The organism is Bradyrhizobium sp. LTSP885 (assembly GCF_000938305.1).
Taxonomy (GTDB): domain Bacteria; phylum Pseudomonadota; class Alphaproteobacteria; order Rhizobiales; family Xanthobacteraceae; genus Bradyrhizobium.
The window spans coordinates 20,422-35,033 of record NZ_JYMT01000026.1 but is presented as its reverse complement, the minus strand read 5'-3'; the positions used below and the strand labels follow the sequence as shown (position 1 = coordinate 35,033).

Sequence of the window (14,612 nt, the reverse complement as noted above, 5' to 3'; positions counted from 1 at the left end):
CCGTCATTGCTGTGCAAGTTCACTAATTCGCTGATTGAATTCTCTTGCGGGAGGATTCGATGCGCGACAACAGCTACGACCGGACGATTGAGCGGAACTACCTGCAGAAGTGGCGGTTCCTGATCCCGGAATACGAGGCGGTGAAAGCCGGGCGGTCGGCAACGTTCCGCCGGGTCGGAGATTTTTATCGGCATCACGGCACCTGCTCGCAAACCTTCCGGAAGTGTTACAACCGCTATTTGCAAAGCGGCGAGGAGGCCGACCTCTTGCCGCGGCGGCGCGGACCGAAGTGGAAGGAACGGCGCGAACCGGAAGGCATCGAGGCCGAGATCGTTGCTTGCCGCCAGAGGGGGATGAACCGCTACGAGATCCATGCTGTCTTGCGCGAGCGGCGCGATACGCTACCCTCGCCGTCGACGATCTACCGGGTCCTGAAACGCTATCATCTGAACCGGCGCACGCCGGCGATGCGCGAGGAGAAACGCCGCATTATCAAGGACAAGCTCGGCGAACTTGGCCATGTCGATCTGCATCAGCTGCCACGCGACGTGTTCCTGGCGCCACCCCCGGCCACGGCCTATATCGTCAGCCTGATCGACAGCTGCTCGCGCCTGGCCTGGGCCGAGGTCATCACCTCCAAGAAAGCCTTGCCGGTCATGTTCAGGACGCTGAAGATGATCAACACCCTCAACGTCACCTATGGGCTGGTCTTCGCCGAAATCATGTCCGACAACGGCGCCGAGTTCGCATCCCGAAACAACCGTGAAGAGCATCCCTTCGAAGCCATGCTCCTCGAACTCGGCATCAAGCATCGCTACACCAGACCCTATCGGCCGCAGACCAACGGCAAGATCGAACGGTTCTGGCGTACCCTCGACGACGACGTCATCGATGGGGCAACCTTCGATAACCTCGATCACTTCGCCAATGAACTCTTCGAGTACCTGATCTACTACAACAACCACAGGCCTCATCAGGCCCTTGGCGGCCAGACACCAAAGGACTTCGCTGCGACCAAAACTGAACCCATTCAATCAGCGAATTAGTGAACTTGCACAATTGCGAGCGAAGCGAAGCAATCCATCCGTCCGCATGTGCTGATGCGTGGATTGCTTCGTCGCGTTGCTCCTCGCAATGACGGTGAGTGTCGTCATTTGTTCAAGAAGTTGAGCGGCAATCCCGGCCGCGGCCAGTCCATTGCGATCAGTTCGCCCTTGCCCGACAGCGTGATGTAGGCGGTCTTCAGCTCGGGGCCGCCGAAGGCGATGTTGGTGGTGACGCGGTCGCCGGTCGGCACCTGCTCGACCAATGTGCCGTCGGGCGCGATCACCGAGATGCAGCCCGAGACCAGCGTCGCCACGCAGATATTGCCGTTCGCTTCCACCGCGAGTGAATCGAACATCTGGTAGCCGCCGAGGCCCGCGATCGGCTTGCCGCGCTCGCCGCGATAGATCACGTCACGCGGCTTGATGGTGCCGGCCTCGCCGATCTCATAGGCCCACAGCCGCGCGGTCGGAGTCTCCGCGATGTAGACGGTCTTCTCGTCCGGCGACAAGCCGATGCCGTTGGCCGGCAGGATGCCGTGCACGGCCTCGACGATCTCGTTCATGCCGGGCTTGAGGTAGTAGAACGCGCCGACATCCATGTCGCGGGCGCGGCGCTTGCCGAGGTCGGAGAACCACAGGCCGCCCTGTCTGTCGAACACCAGATCGTTCGGCCCGCGCAGCTCGTGCTCACCGCACTTCGTCACCACGGTCTCGACCTTGCCGGATTGCAGATCGACGCGCTGGATCGAGCCGCCGAGATAGTCCTCCGGCTGCGGGCCCGGCATGATCATCTTGCCGGTCGGCATCCAGGAGAAGCCGCCATTGTTGCAGACATAGATCTTGCCGTCGGGGCCAAGCGCCGCGCCATTCGGGCCGCCCGGCATCTTCGCGACCACTTCCTTGCGCCCGTCGGGATAAACCCGGGTCAGCCGCTGGCCGCGGATTTCGACCAGCACGACCGACCCGTCAGGCATCACCACCGGGCCTTCGGGAAACTCCAGATCTGTGGCAAGAACACGGATATTGGCCATGGCATCCTCCCGGCTCGTTGATTGCAGGCGGATTCCGAAGGCCCCGCACGCGGCTGTTTCGCCCCGTTATGGCAAAGTCGATCTGGCTTGCCAAGCAACCGCGAGCGCAATGCTGCCCGGCGATGGTGGGGCGGTGGCGCCGCACATAACACCGTCGTCCCTGCGAAAGCAGGGACCCATACTCCGCAGCGGGTGTTGTGAAAGGGACTCGTCGTTCCAGCGGTGCGCAACAATCAACATTTGTGGTTATGGGTCCCTGCTTTCGCAGGGACGACGCCGAATTTTGTGGCACGGCCGCTGCGGCGCTACTCGTTCACCGGCACCCAGATCTCTAATCCGCCGTTGCCGGTGCTCGCATCGAAACGCTCGTCATAGCGCTCGAAGTTCGGCGCGTCCGCGACCTTCATGCCGGATTGCGGCAGAAAGCGATTCCAGATCGTGTTGACGGTGCGGCGGATGGTCGAGATGTGGTCCGGGTGGGTGAACACGAGATATTTCTGCTCGGGGATTCGGACGTGTGCGAACTCGCGCGGCAGGTCGGAGAAATCGGCAACCTCGATACCCGCGATGTAATCGAAATTGCCGGCATCGTCGCCGTTGCAGCAGACGCCATAGGAGACCTTGCCGACCCGGCGGGGAATGCTGGGCGATTGCAGGTGGAAGCTGTGCCACTGGTTCGGAATCCCTGCCCCGCTGCCGACGTCGTGATTGTAACGTTCGGCGATGCCGGCGACGAGGAACGCCTTGCCGGTCGCGGTCCGCGGCGGCGCGAGATGATCGAGGGCTGTCGAGATCATGGTGATCGGCTCCTGCAGCTTGAGCGTCGTCAGGCACGTCGTCGCGCGCACCGTCTCGGGCGTGACGCCGAAATGGTCGCGGAACGCGCGGGTGAATGCTTCGTGGGAGCCGTAATCCGCATCCAGCGCCAGGCTGAGGATGTCGGGCGCACCGGCCGCCAGCTCGCGCGCGGCCTCGCTGAGCCGGCGGGCCCGCACATAGCGCATCACCGAGAACCCGGTCGCCTCCGCGAACGCCCGCACCAGATGAAAGCGTGAGACACCGGCGATGCCAGCAATCTCGTCGAGCGTCAGCGGCGTTCCGAGATGGCTTTCGATGTACCAGAGCGCTTTCTGGGCTGGATTCATGGACGACGGCTTTCCTTCAAAGCGCTCACATCATGCTCCTCTGCCCAGCGCGGTGCTTGACAGTCCTTGCTCCCCGACGGCCGAATCCCGCGGTTCCGTTGCACGGAAATTTAGCCCAAAGGGCTTGCTGGCAACATGGGCCCAATCGTGCATACTCGCCGTCGCATCGATCCGACGGCTCACCAGAAGCAGCCCGACCATCAAGACTGCATGAGCCGCGGCCAGCACGTCAGGGAGGACAATGATGCATCACCGACTCTTGAGCTATGCCCAATCCGCGGCACTTGCGGGATGTCTCGCATTTGCGGTCGCAAGCGCAGCCAATGCCCAGAAGACATACGACCCCGGCGCGACCGACACCGAGATCAAGATCGGCAACATCATGCCCTATTCGGGCCCGGCGTCGGCCTATGCCACCATCGGCAAGACCGAGGCCGCCTATTTCAAGAAGCTCAACAGCGAAGGTGGCATCAACGGCCGCAAGATCGACTTCGTCTCCTATGATGACGGCTACAGCCCGCCGAAGATGGTCGAGCAGGCCCGCAAGCTGGTCGAAAGCGACGAGGTGCTGTTGATCTTCAACCCGCTGGGCACGCCGGGCAACACGGCGATCCAGAAATACATGAACGCCAAGAAGGTGCCGCAGCTGTTCGTCTCCACCGGCGCGGCGAAGTGGAACGATCCGAAGAATTTTCCGTGGACGATGGGCTGGCAGCCCAGCTACCAGGTCGAGGCGCGGATCTACGCCAAGTACATCCTGAAGAATTATCCCGGCAAGACGATCGGCATGCTCTACCAGAACGACGATTTCGGCAAGGATTATGTGATCGGCCTGCACGACGGCCTCGGCGATCAGGCCAGCAAGCTGATCGTCGTCGAATCCTCCTACGAGACGACGTCGCCGACGGTGGATTCGCAAGTTGTGCAGATCAAGGGCGCCAACCCCGATATCTTCGTCAACATCGCGACGCCGAAATTCGCGGCGCAGGCGATCAAGAAGATCGCGGAGCTCGACTGGCATCCGGTCCAGTTCCTGACCAACGTTTCGGCGTCGATCGGCGGCGTGATGCATCCGGCCGGCTATGAAGCGAGCCAGGGCATCCTGTCCACGCAGTACCTCAAGGACCCCAAGGATCCCGGCTGGAAGAACGATCCGGCCATGGTGGAATGGCGCGCCTTCATGACCAAATGGTACGCCGAAGGCGACCAGGACGATGCCTCGACCGTGTTCGGCTATGGCGTCGCCAAGGGTCTCGAGCAGGTGCTGCGCCAGTGCGGCGACAACCTCACCCGCGAGAACGTGATGAAGCAGGCCGCCAATTTGAACTTCGAGATCGGCATCTATCTGCCGGGGACCAAGATCAAGACCGGACCCGACGATTACGCGCCGATCGAGCAGCTTCAGATGATGCGCTTCAAGGGCGAGAGCTGGGACCTGTTCGGCCCGGTCATGAGCGGCGAGAAGGGGTCGTAAGGTCGGCTCAGCCTTCTGTCGTCATTGCGAGGAGCGCTAGCGACGAAGCAATCCATCCCTCCGCATACGCGGCAAGATGGATTGCTTCGCTTCGCTCGCAATGACGACGCGGTGACACTTGCGCCGGAAGGACAACAACAATGAAAATCACCGACGTCCGCGCCCATCACATCCGCATCCCCTATGACGCGGGGCCGGCGAGCTTCCGGCAGGGCGCATCGGCGATCTCGGCGCTCGACATGGTGATCGTCGAGGTCTCGACCGATGCCGGCCTGACCGGCTGGGGCGACGCCTTTGCCTATGTCTGCCCGAAGACCAGCTGCATGGCGGTGACCGAGATGATCGCGCCGCAGGCCCGCGGCCTCGAGGTTCCCGACGCGTCAGGCATTCCCGCCGCAATGGAGCAGATCCAGCGTAATCTGCATCTGTTCGGCCGCTACGGCATCACGATGTTTGCGATCTCGGCGCTCGACATCGCGCTGTGGGATCTCGCCGGCAAAATGAAGGGCGTACCGCTGCACCAACTGATCGGTGGCGCCAAACGCACGACGATTCCGGCCTATGCGAGCCTGATGCGGATCGGCAAGCCCGAGCAGATCGCGGCCGAATGCCGCAAGGCGATCAAATCAGGCTATTCCGCGATCAAGCTTCACGAGACCACGGTGCCGGCCGTCGCCGCCGCGCGCGAGGCGATTGGTCCTGGCGTGCCGCTGATGGTCGACATGAACTGCCCGCTGGATGGACCGGCAGCCATTCAATTCGCCCGCGATTGCAAGCTGGCCTCGCCGATGTTCCTGGAGGAGCCGGTGTGGCCGCCGGAAGATTTTGCGACGCTGGCGGAGGTGCGCAGAGAGGGCCGGCTCGATATCGCCGCCGGCGAGAACGCCTGCACGGTGCATCAATTCAGTCAGATGATGAATGCCGGCGCGGTCAGCCACGCGCAGCCCTCGGTGATCAAGGTCGGCGGTGTCACCGAATTCTTGAAGGTCGCCGTGCTCGCCGACGAGTTCGGCGTCGCCGTGATCCCGCATTCGCCGTATTTCGGACCGGGCTTCCTCGCAACCCTGCATCTGATGGCGATCCGCGATCAAGGCTTGATCGAAATGTTCTTCATGACGCGTCCCGCCTGCCTGTGGAGCGGCCGCATCGACATCGACGCCAACGGCCACGTCGCCGTGCCGCAAGGGCCGGGGCTCGGCTATGAGCCAGATCGGGATGTGATGGAGACGTACCGGGTGGAGTGAGCGTGGGGCACGCCACAGCCGTCATTGCGAGCGAAGCGAAGCAATCCATCGGCCCACATGCGCGGATGGATGGATTGCTTCGTCGCTTCGCTCCTCGCAATGACGAATGCTACTTCGCCACCGGCGCCGCGTCCTTCGCGGCGGGTGCGTCGGCTTTCTTCTTCAGATCGTCGGCGAGCTTGCCTTGCGCGGCTTGCAGATCGGCGACGAGCTTCTGCAAGCCCACGACCGCGTTCTGCAAGCTCGCGATCTGGCGGTTGGCGGCATCGAGCTTCTGCTGATGATCTGATGTGAGCTTGTTGATCGTCTTCTGCAGGAATTCGACATTGCTCTGCAGGCAGCTGGTGCGCCGCTCCATGGTTTTTTCGACGGTGCAGATTTCGATGCCGGGAACATCCTGCGCGGTGGCGCGACCTGCGCCAAGCGCAAGCAGCGCGAGAACCACAACAGCAAAACGAGCGATCATCAACCGTCCCCGATCAGACGCGTCATTCACAGCTTTTTGCTCACGACGCCAAGAGCAACGCAGACATACCATACTGATACCGCATTCACGCGGTGTGCTCTGTCGATTGCGGGGAACTTCTCGTGGGGACGGGGGGCCTTCGGAACTTGTTTGGTTCGAACCCTTGACGATGGAGACAAATCACATGGCGACGCGCGAAAAACGGCTGGCGCAATTCGATGGCAATGGCGAACCTTCGCCCAACCAGCGCGTGGAAGTGCTTTGTGAGGATCACAGCGGGACGTATCAGCTGCCGTTCGCCTGCCGGTTCGTCGATGGCCAGTGGCGCAATGACGCAACCGGCGTCGCGGTCGAGGCCAATGTCGTCGGCTGGCGGATGCCGCGCGACAAGCAAGCAGGCGCGACGCTGGCTGCCCGCGTCTTGTCTCAAAACGCGACGTAGCGGCGTCGCGCTTTAAGATTCGGAACGCTGTTAGAACGAACCGCGCCCGAATCACTGATGGAGCGTCGTACTCCGTTGTTCACGGCTAGATGTGGTCATCAACCCGAACCAGCGCACCACATGCAGAAGCATGACGATCGGCCGCAACCAGCGGCCGACGACAAAGGTTAATTCCTCCGTTGACGACATGGCGATCACGCCCAAGGCGTGGGCGCAGGCACCTTGTCGGTGCCCGGATCGACATCGACGGTCTTGAAATCGGCCGGGCTGACGATCTCGAGGTATTCCATGTCCTTCGAATAATCGAACAGATAGTGGGTGATGCCCGGCCGCTGATGGATGACGTCGCCGGCCTGGACCAGCGTCTCCTTGTCCTCATACATGAAGCGGGCCCAGCCCTTGGTCATGATCACGATCTGGAAATCGCAGAGATGCTTGTGCCAGCCGGTGCCTTCCTCCGGCGGCAGGTCGGGATTGGCCTTGACCAGATGGCAGATCACCTGCCCGCTGGTGGCATCGGCGATGCCGAGGTCGCGATACAGGAAGAAGTCACGCAGACCTCCTTCCTTGAACTCGGTATCACCGGGTTTGACGTGGGAGAATTTGCTGACGACGGCGTGCTGATTCATTGAAGCCTCCACGGTTCTCGTTTTCGCGAGATCGCGGCGCGGGCTCAGCGTCCAAATTTTCGGCAGCGTCGCATCGTCGCGGTCACAGCTCCAGGTCGACTATGCGAAATCCTTGCCAGAGGCGTTTTGCGGCGACGACTGGGCTCACCGTCACCGTCACCACCGCGGAAGCATTTGCTGCAAAGCGTGAATTCGCGTTCGACGAGTGCCGCGCCGCTCCCTGCCGCGATCCGTGCGACCGCCAGTCCGATCGCCAGTGGCACGTCCGTTAAGCAAAACCTGCCCGGGGCTTAAGCCACCGATGCGGGCAGCTCTGGCGGCATCTGCCTAATATTCGACCTCGAGCTCCTCGACGTCGGCGGGCTCGGCCTTCGCCGCCTCGATCCATTGCTGCATCTCGGGCATCGCCATGATGGTCTTGGCGTAGGCCGCAAGAAGCGGGTCGAGCTTCACGTCATAGGTCATGAAGCGGGTCACGACCGGGGCATACATCGCGTCCGCCATGGTGCGGCGTTCGCCGAACAGGAACGGCCCGCCCGATGTGGCGAGGCAATCGCGCCAGATCGCGCAGACCCGATCGATATCGGCCTGCGCGCGCGACCAGATCTTGAAGCCGGGGAAGTGCCCCTTGAGGTTCACCGGCAACGAGGCCCGCAGCGTCGTGAAGCCGGAATGGATTTCACCACAGATCGAGCGGCAATGTGCCCTCTGCACGCGGTCTTCCGGCAACAGGCCGGCATGGGGATTGAGCTCGTTGAGGTACTCGCCGATCGCCAGCGTGTCCCAGACGGTCGCCCCCTCATGGCGCAAGCATGGCACCAGGATCGAGGACGACAGCAGCAGCAGTTCGGCCTTTGCCGAGGCGTCATCAGGCGCGGTGACGACCTCCTCGAACTCCAGCCCGGCGAATTTCGCCAGCAGCCAGCCGCGCAGCGACCAGGACGAATAGTTCTTGCTGCTGATGGTGAGTGTCGTGTTCGCCATATCAATTCCTCACGCCTGAACGCATCCCCCGGTGCCCGCCCGGGGGCGGGGCGCCTTTGCCCAAGATCTTGCCCAAGGCGTGAGCGCCGAGCATTTTTGCAGCAAGTGACGTGCCAATTTGCCGGGCGGCCTGCCCTCGCTTTGGCGTCGATATTGCATAGCAGCATAAGGCAAGGGCGGATGCGTATGATGTCAATGATGTACCAGGCCTATCAAAACCACATGGACCTCACGGCGCCATGGCGGACCGGGGCCGCGGCGGCGCTGAAATACCTCAACTTCGTTCCACAAGGGGTCTCGGACCGGGTGTTCGGCCGGCTCGCGGCGGCGCTTGAGCTGATCTCCCGCTCCAGCCTGACCTATACCCGCCCGGCCTACGGCATCGGCAGCGTGATGGTCGGTAACAAGGAGGTGCAGATCACCGAGGAGGTCGCCTATGCGACGCCGTTCGGCTCGCTGCTGCATTTCAAGAAGGCGGACGGGCGAGAGCAGCCGCGGCTCTTGCTGGTGGCGCCGATGTCCGGCCATTTCGCCACATTGCTCCGCGGCACCGTGAAGACGCTGCTGCAGGACCACGACGTCTACATCACCGACTGGCACAATCCGCGCGACATTCCGCTCGCGGAAGGCCGCTTCGGGCTCGAGGACTACACCGACCATCTGATCGACTTCCTCGGCCAGCTCGGCCCGCGCGCGCACATGGTCGCGATCTGCCAACCTTCAGTTTCGGCACTGGCAGCGGCGGCCGTGATGTCGGAGGACAACCATCCGGCGCGGCCGGCGTCGCTGACGCTGATGGCCGGCCCGATCGACACAAGGATCCTGCCGACCAAGGTCAATGGATTCGCCAACAGCAAACCGATCAAGTGGTTCGAGGACAATCTGATCAACTACGTGCCCGTGCAGTGCGGCGGCGCGTTCCGCCAGGTCTATCCGGGCTTCGTGCAGCTCACGGCGTTCGTGTCGATGAATCTCGAGCGGCACATCAAGCAGCACATCGACCTCGCCGACCATCTCGCCAAGGGCGAGATCGAGAAGGCCGAGCTGATCAAGACCTTCTACGACGAATATTTCGCCGTGATGGATTTGCCGGCGGAGTTCTACATCGAGACCGTGCGCGACGTGTTCCAGGAGCATCTGCTCCCGCAAGGCAAACTGATGCATCGCGGACGTCCGGTGAACCCGGCCGCGATCAAGCGCATGGGCCTGATGACGGTGGAAGGCGAAAAGGACGACATCTGCTCGATCGGCCAGACCCTCGCCGCGCAAGACCTCTGCACCGGCGTCCGCACCTATCGCAAGGTGCACCACATGCAGGCCGGCGTCGGCCATTACGGCGTGTTCTCGGGAAAACGCTGGAACAACGAGATCTACCCGCTGCTGCGGGACTTTGTGCATGTGAATTCGTGAGGGGCGCGCTGCGCTCCCTCCCGTCAATGATTTTTCGTAGCCCGGATGGAGCGCAGCGCAATCCGGGAAAGTCTATCCGCGGCGAGAGCTGCCCCGGATTTCGCTGCGCTCCATCCGGGCTACGGAATCGCGCCTCGCACGTATGAGAGCCGATGGATTGCTTCGTCGCTTCGCTCGCAATGACGGCCGATGGCTAGTCACGCCTGACCCTGAGCGTTAATGTCCCCGCCACGACGACCCCCGCCTCAAGAATCGTCCCGGGAGAAACCTCAATGCGCCGCCTTGCCGTCCGCGCTCTCGCGCTCGCCTTCATCTCCACCCTCGCCCTCTCGACCGCGGCATCCGCCGCCGAAATCCATGTCATGATCTCGGGCGGGCTGACCGCGGCCTACAAGGCGCTGGTGCCGGAGTTCGAGCGAAAAACCGGGAACAAGGTCGTCACCGCCTACGGTCCGTCGATGGGCACCACGGAGAACGCGATCCCGGTGCGGCTCGACCGCGGCGAGCCGGCCGATGTGCTGATCCTGGTCGGCTATGCGCTCGGCGACCTCGTCAAGCAAGGCAAGGTGGTATCAAGCAGCCGCGTCGACCTCGTTAACTCACCGATCGGCATCGCGGTGAAATCAGGCGCACCGAGGCCGGACATCAGCTCGGCTGATTCAGTCAAGCAGGCGCTGCTGGCGGCGAAATCGATCGCCTATTCCGACAGCGCCAGCGGTGTCTATGTCTCGACCGAGATGTTCGCCAAGCTCGGCATCACCGATGCGATGAAGGACAAGGCACGGAAGATTCCGGCAACCCCGGTCGGCGAGATCGTCGCCAGGGGCGACGCCGAGATCGGCTTGCAGCAGATCAGTGAGCTCAAGCCGGTTGCCGGCATCGATATCGTGGGCCCGCTGCCTGATGCCTTGCAGAAGATCACGGTGTTCTCCGCCGGCATCGCCACCGTGTCGAAAGAGCCCGACGCCGGCAAGGCGCTGATCAGCTTCCTCGCCTCACCGGAGGCGCGCGACACGCTGATCAAGAGCGGGCTGGACCCGATCCCGGTAGCGGCGACGCACTGAGGCGCGAGCGCCGCACTATCCACGTCATTGCGAGCGAAGCGAAGCAATCCATCGCGCGGCATACGCGGACGGATGGATTGCTTCGTCGCTTTCGCTCCTCGCAATGACGGGGATAAACCGGTGAATTCATCTTAACGAAGATGGTGCGCGCCATACGCCAGCAGCAGGATCACGGCGAGCGCGAGCGCGAGCGTCGTCGACTTCCAGAACAGCACCGGATTGCGCTCGATCAGCGGCGTCGATGATGTCGTGAGATATCTTGCGTTGGGGTTGCGCAGGTCGAACAGGAATTCCGAGAAACTGTCATAGCGCTTCAGCGGGTTCGGATGCACCGCGCGCTCCAGCGCGCCGTCGACCCAGGTCGGAATCTCGCGGCCGTCATGTGTGGCGGGACGATAGACCAGTCTGTTGAAATCCGACCGCGTCCGCGCCCGCGCGATCTGGGCGCCATAGGGCAATCGTCCCGTCAGCATCTGATAGGCGACGACGCCGAGTGAGAACAGGTCGGATCGCATCGAGCCGCCTTGTCCTAAGAAATATTCCGGCGCGGTGTATTGCTGGGTGCCGAGGATGTCCTCGCTGCCTGACGGAGCCGCCTCGGCAACACCCGCGATCCTGGTCGAGCCGAAATCGATGATCTTCACCGTTCCCGTGCTGTCGATCATGATGTTGTCGGGCCTGACGTCCTGGTGCAGCATCTCCCTGCGGTGGAAGGCGCGCAGCCCCTTTGCAATCTGCTCGGCGATGTCGCGCACCGTCTCGAGCGAGGGATTCGGATTGTCGATCATCCACTGCGTCAGCGTCTGGCCGTCGATATATTCTGTGGTAACGTAGAGGAAGTTGCGCTTGCGCTGCGGCAGCCAGGGTTTCAGCACATGCGGGCTGTCGATCCGCCGCGCGACCCATTCCTCCATCATGAAGCGCTTCAGATAGGCCGGATCGTCGCGCAGGTCGATCGAGGGGATCTTGATGGTGACGGTGGTGCCGGAGTCCTCGTCGACCGCGAGATAGATGTGGCTGCGGTGTGACGCGTGCAGCTCGCGCACGATGCGGTAGCCGTCGAAGCGCATCCGCGCGTCGAGCAGCGGCGGCAGCGGCAGCTCGGTCGGCTGACCGAACACCTCGCGCGCGTCACCGTCGGGCAGTTCGTCGATCCGGACGATCTGCGCGGTGAGATTATCCGGGCTGCCGCGCTCGAACGCCTGCTCGACGATCGACTTCGCGGCCATATCGAGATCGGCGGCGCCGTCCTGGATCGTCCTCGCCAGTTGCCGCGGCGGCACATGCTCGTAGATCCCGTCGGTCACCAGCAGGAAGGTGTCGCCGCGCTCGACCCTGAAATTCTGGTAGTCGATCTCGACCTGCGGATTCACGCCGAGTGCGCGGCCGAGATAGCTCTGCTCCGACGAGATCACGACGCGGTGGTCGTTGGTCAATTGCTCGAGGCTGTGTCCGGCGACACGGTAGATCCTGCTGTCGCCGACATGGAACAGATGCGCCGTGGTCGACCTGATGACCATGGCGCTGAGCGTGCAGACATAGCCCTTGTCCTTGTCGTAGGGATTCTGGCTGCGCCTTGTCTGCGCATGCAGCCAGGAATTGGTCGCCTCCAGCACCCGCTGGGCCGAGGTCTTCACCGACCAGGAGTCCGAGGTGCAGTAATAGTCGGTGATGAAACCCTTGACCGCTGCTTCGGCCGCGATGTGGCCGACGCTGCTCGACGTGATGCCGTCGGCGAGCACCACGGCGATGCCCTTCAGGCCGAGCAGCGGCTCCTCGGGGATCAGCACGCCGTGAAAATCCTGATTGGCGTCCTTGCGGCCCTTATCAGAGAATTGCCCGACCGATATTTTCAGCGCGCGCGGCATCGCCTCGTTCAAGCCCGACGGGTTCCTCCCCGACAGGAGAGCCCGATATGCCCGTTCAGATCAAGCCGAGAGAGGCCGTCGCGGGCGCGCTTGTCGCCTAGCCTCGAGCAAGCGCCGGGCGCCGGGCACTCAGCCCCGTCGCGGATTCGAGGGCGGCGCCGATGCGAAGCACCATGCTTTCATCGAAGGCGCGGCCGACGATCTGCATCGACAGCGGCAGGCCCGATGCGGAGAAGCCGGTCGGGACCGACATCGCCGGGTTGCCAGTGACGTTGAACGGCATGGTCTGGACCGGCCAGTTCGGCGAGCTGTTTGGATCGATATCGGCGAAGGCCGGCGCCGGAGCCAAGGCGCTGGCGGTGATCAGCGCGTCACAATTCTTGAGCTTCAGATTGACCGCGCGCGACAGCTCGCGACGCAACCGCATCGCCTGCTGGATATCGGCCCCGGTGACGAAAGCGCCGAGCGTCATCCGCAAATAGGTCAACCGACCGAAGTCGAGCGGCCGCTTCTGGTAGTCCTGCTCATGAATGGCGTACGCCTCAGTGTACATGATGATACGGCCGCAGGCATTGAACAGGTCGTAGTCCGGCAGCGTGATCTCGTCGACCACGGCGCCGAGCTTTTCGAGTGTCTCCGCGGCTCGGTCAATCGCCGCGACGACCTCGGGCGAGACGTCTTGCGCCTTGGCGAAGAAATGCCGGGGAAGGCCGATGCGCAGCCCTTCCACACCCTGTCCGAGCCCATCCAGATAGTCCGGGATGGGAACATCGACGCTGGCCGGATCGAGCGCGTCATAACCGGCGATCGTCTGCAGCGCGATCGCGCTGTCCTCGACCGTCCACGACAACGGGCCGCAATGGTCGAGCGTGGTCGAGAGCGGAAACACACCGCGGCGCGAAACAAGGCCGTAGGTCGGCTTCAATCCGACCGTGCCGCAATAGGCGGCGGGGCCGCGGATCGAACCGCCGGTGTCCGATCCCATCGCCATACGCACCAGCCCGGCGGCGACCGCCGCACCCGAGCCGGAGGAAGAGCCGCCCGGAATATGCTCGCGATTCCAGGGATTGCGCGCCGGCGGAAACGGCAGATCGAAGCTCGGGCCGCCGAGCGCGAATTCATGGGTGGCGAGCTTGCCGAGCAGCACGCCGCCCTGCGCTTTGAACTTCGTCTCGACCACCGAGTCGGCCGCCGGCACATTGTCCAGCCGCAGCTTGGAATGGCAGGTCGATCGGATGCCGGCGGTGTCGTAGATGTCCTTGAGCGCGTAGGGCACGCCCTGCATCGGCCCGTTGTCGATCCCCTTCGAGAAGTTCGCATCCGCCGCAGTGGCGTCGGCCCGGGCGCGCTCGGCGGTCACGGTGATGAAGCTGTCGAGCGCGGGATCGATCGCAGCAATGCGCGACAGCGCGTCCTCGGTGAGAGCCAGCGAGGTGATCGAGCCGTCGCGCAGCTTGCGCCCGGCCTCGGCGATGCTGAGTTCGAACAGGTTCGTATCGCTCATGATCAAAGGCCCCGCGTCACGCTCTGGATCGAGTATGTGCCGGCCGGCTCATCTGCCGCGGTACGCGGCTGGCGCATCGTGGCCAGCATGCGGCGCAGATCCTTGAAGCCCGCGAACAGCGCAGCTTTACGGTCTGCGGGAATGGCGAGCCCAGCGCGTTTGGCGAGAACGTCGAATTCAAGGGCAAGTGCGGCCTCGTCTGGTGTTTCCGGCATGATGATCATCCTTCCTGTCGTTGCAAAGTTTTATTGTTCAGACGGCTGCGATCGCCGGCCGGCGCGCATGCCAGGTAGCAGCGTCTCGAT

The 14,612-nt window shown here is 63.0% G+C and carries 13 protein-coding genes and 3 pseudogenes; 8 read left to right on the top strand and 8 right to left on the bottom strand.

Going from position 1 to position 14,612, the window contains the following annotated elements; all coding sequences use genetic code 11:
- Nucleotides 1–59: 59 nt before the first annotated feature.
- The 3 pseudogenes from UP09_RS17680 to UP09_RS39015 all read left to right on the top strand — a co-directional run.
- Nucleotides 60–776 (top strand): annotated as a pseudogene (locus tag UP09_RS17680) (helix-turn-helix domain-containing protein); the annotation flags it as partial.
- 24 nt (nucleotides 777–800) lie between these two features.
- Nucleotides 801–882, top strand: a pseudogene (locus UP09_RS39020) (integrase core domain-containing protein); the annotation flags it as partial.
- Nucleotides 861–1,046, top strand: a pseudogene (locus UP09_RS39015) (integrase core domain-containing protein); the annotation flags it as partial. The pseudogenes UP09_RS39020 and UP09_RS39015, both read left to right, overlap by 22 nt.
- Before the next feature lie 104 nt (nucleotides 1,047–1,150).
- Here UP09_RS39015 and UP09_RS17675 read toward each other — a convergent pair.
- Together UP09_RS17675 and UP09_RS17670 are read right to left on the bottom strand one after the other, a co-directional pair.
- Nucleotides 1,151–2,077, bottom strand: coding sequence for an SMP-30/gluconolactonase/LRE family protein (locus UP09_RS17675; RefSeq protein WP_044539537.1), 927 nt, complete (start codon nucleotides 2,075–2,077; stop codon nucleotides 1,151–1,153).
- Nucleotides 2,078–2,382: 305 nt separating this feature from the next.
- A complete protein-coding gene (locus tag UP09_RS17670; RefSeq protein WP_044539536.1) occupies nucleotides 2,383–3,222 on the bottom strand; it encodes an AraC family transcriptional regulator in 840 nt (279 codons plus the stop codon).
- A 241-nt stretch (nucleotides 3,223–3,463) separates the two neighbouring features.
- On the opposite strand from UP09_RS17670, the gene UP09_RS17665 reads away from it, so the two are divergent.
- Together UP09_RS17665 and UP09_RS17660 are read left to right on the top strand one after the other, a co-directional pair.
- Nucleotides 3,464–4,696, top strand: coding sequence for an ABC transporter substrate-binding protein (locus UP09_RS17665; protein ID WP_044539535.1), 1,233 nt, complete (start codon nucleotides 3,464–3,466; stop codon nucleotides 4,694–4,696).
- 140 nt (nucleotides 4,697–4,836) lie between these two features.
- The gene (locus UP09_RS17660; RefSeq protein WP_044539534.1) at nucleotides 4,837–5,940 is read left to right on the top strand and encodes a mandelate racemase/muconate lactonizing enzyme family protein; all 1,104 of its coding nucleotides are present in this window, start codon (nucleotides 4,837–4,839) and stop codon (nucleotides 5,938–5,940) included.
- Nucleotides 5,941–6,049: 109 nt separating this feature from the next.
- On the opposite strand, the gene UP09_RS17655 is transcribed toward UP09_RS17660, so the two are convergent.
- Nucleotides 6,050–6,406 carry a hypothetical protein gene (locus tag UP09_RS17655; RefSeq protein WP_044539533.1) on the bottom strand — a complete coding sequence of 119 codons (357 nt, stop codon included), beginning with the start codon at nucleotides 6,404–6,406 and terminating at the stop codon, nucleotides 6,050–6,052.
- A gap of 184 nt (nucleotides 6,407–6,590) precedes the next feature.
- On the opposite strand from UP09_RS17655, the gene UP09_RS17650 reads away from it, so the two are divergent.
- Complete coding sequence (locus UP09_RS17650; RefSeq protein WP_044539532.1) at nucleotides 6,591–6,848, top strand: hypothetical protein; 258 nt, start codon at nucleotides 6,591–6,593, stop codon at nucleotides 6,846–6,848.
- A 194-nt stretch (nucleotides 6,849–7,042) separates the two neighbouring features.
- Here the strand turns inward: UP09_RS17650 and UP09_RS17645 are convergent, their stop codons facing one another.
- Nucleotides 7,043–7,477 (bottom strand): cupin domain-containing protein, encoded by a 435-nt coding sequence (locus UP09_RS17645; RefSeq protein WP_044539531.1) that lies wholly within the window; start codon nucleotides 7,475–7,477, stop codon nucleotides 7,043–7,045.
- Nucleotides 7,478–7,804: 327 nt separating this feature from the next.
- Nucleotides 7,805–8,461, bottom strand: a complete 657-nt coding sequence (locus UP09_RS17640) for a glutathione S-transferase (RefSeq protein ID WP_044539530.1) — start codon at nucleotides 8,459–8,461, stop codon at nucleotides 7,805–7,807.
- Nucleotides 8,462–8,647: 186 nt separating this feature from the next.
- Between UP09_RS17640 and UP09_RS17635 the strand changes: the two genes are divergently transcribed.
- Together UP09_RS17635 and UP09_RS17630 are read left to right on the top strand one after the other, a co-directional pair.
- Nucleotides 8,648–9,871, top strand: coding sequence for a polyhydroxyalkanoate depolymerase (locus UP09_RS17635; RefSeq protein ID WP_156164651.1), 1,224 nt, complete (start codon nucleotides 8,648–8,650; stop codon nucleotides 9,869–9,871).
- A gap of 272 nt (nucleotides 9,872–10,143) precedes the next feature.
- A complete protein-coding gene (locus tag UP09_RS17630; protein WP_044539529.1) occupies nucleotides 10,144–10,935 on the top strand; it encodes a substrate-binding domain-containing protein in 792 nt (263 codons plus the stop codon).
- A 131-nt stretch (nucleotides 10,936–11,066) separates the two neighbouring features.
- Here UP09_RS17630 and UP09_RS17625 read toward each other — a convergent pair whose 3' ends face one another.
- The 3 genes from UP09_RS17625 to UP09_RS17615 all read right to left on the bottom strand — a co-directional run bounded on the left by UP09_RS17625 (nucleotide 11,067) and on the right by UP09_RS17615 (nucleotide 14,531).
- Nucleotides 11,067–12,803: a bifunctional protein-serine/threonine kinase/phosphatase gene (locus UP09_RS17625; protein WP_044539539.1), complete on the bottom strand. Its 1,737-nt coding sequence runs from the start codon at nucleotides 12,801–12,803 to the stop codon at nucleotides 11,067–11,069.
- A 97-nt stretch (nucleotides 12,804–12,900) separates the two neighbouring features.
- The gene (locus UP09_RS17620; protein WP_044539528.1) at nucleotides 12,901–14,307 is read right to left on the bottom strand and encodes an amidase; all 1,407 of its coding nucleotides are present in this window, start codon (nucleotides 14,305–14,307) and stop codon (nucleotides 12,901–12,903) included.
- Between the two features lie 2 nt (nucleotides 14,308–14,309).
- Complete coding sequence (locus UP09_RS17615; protein ID WP_044539527.1) at nucleotides 14,310–14,531, bottom strand: hypothetical protein; 222 nt, start codon at nucleotides 14,529–14,531, stop codon at nucleotides 14,310–14,312.
- Between the last annotated feature and the right edge of the window lie 81 nt (nucleotides 14,532–14,612).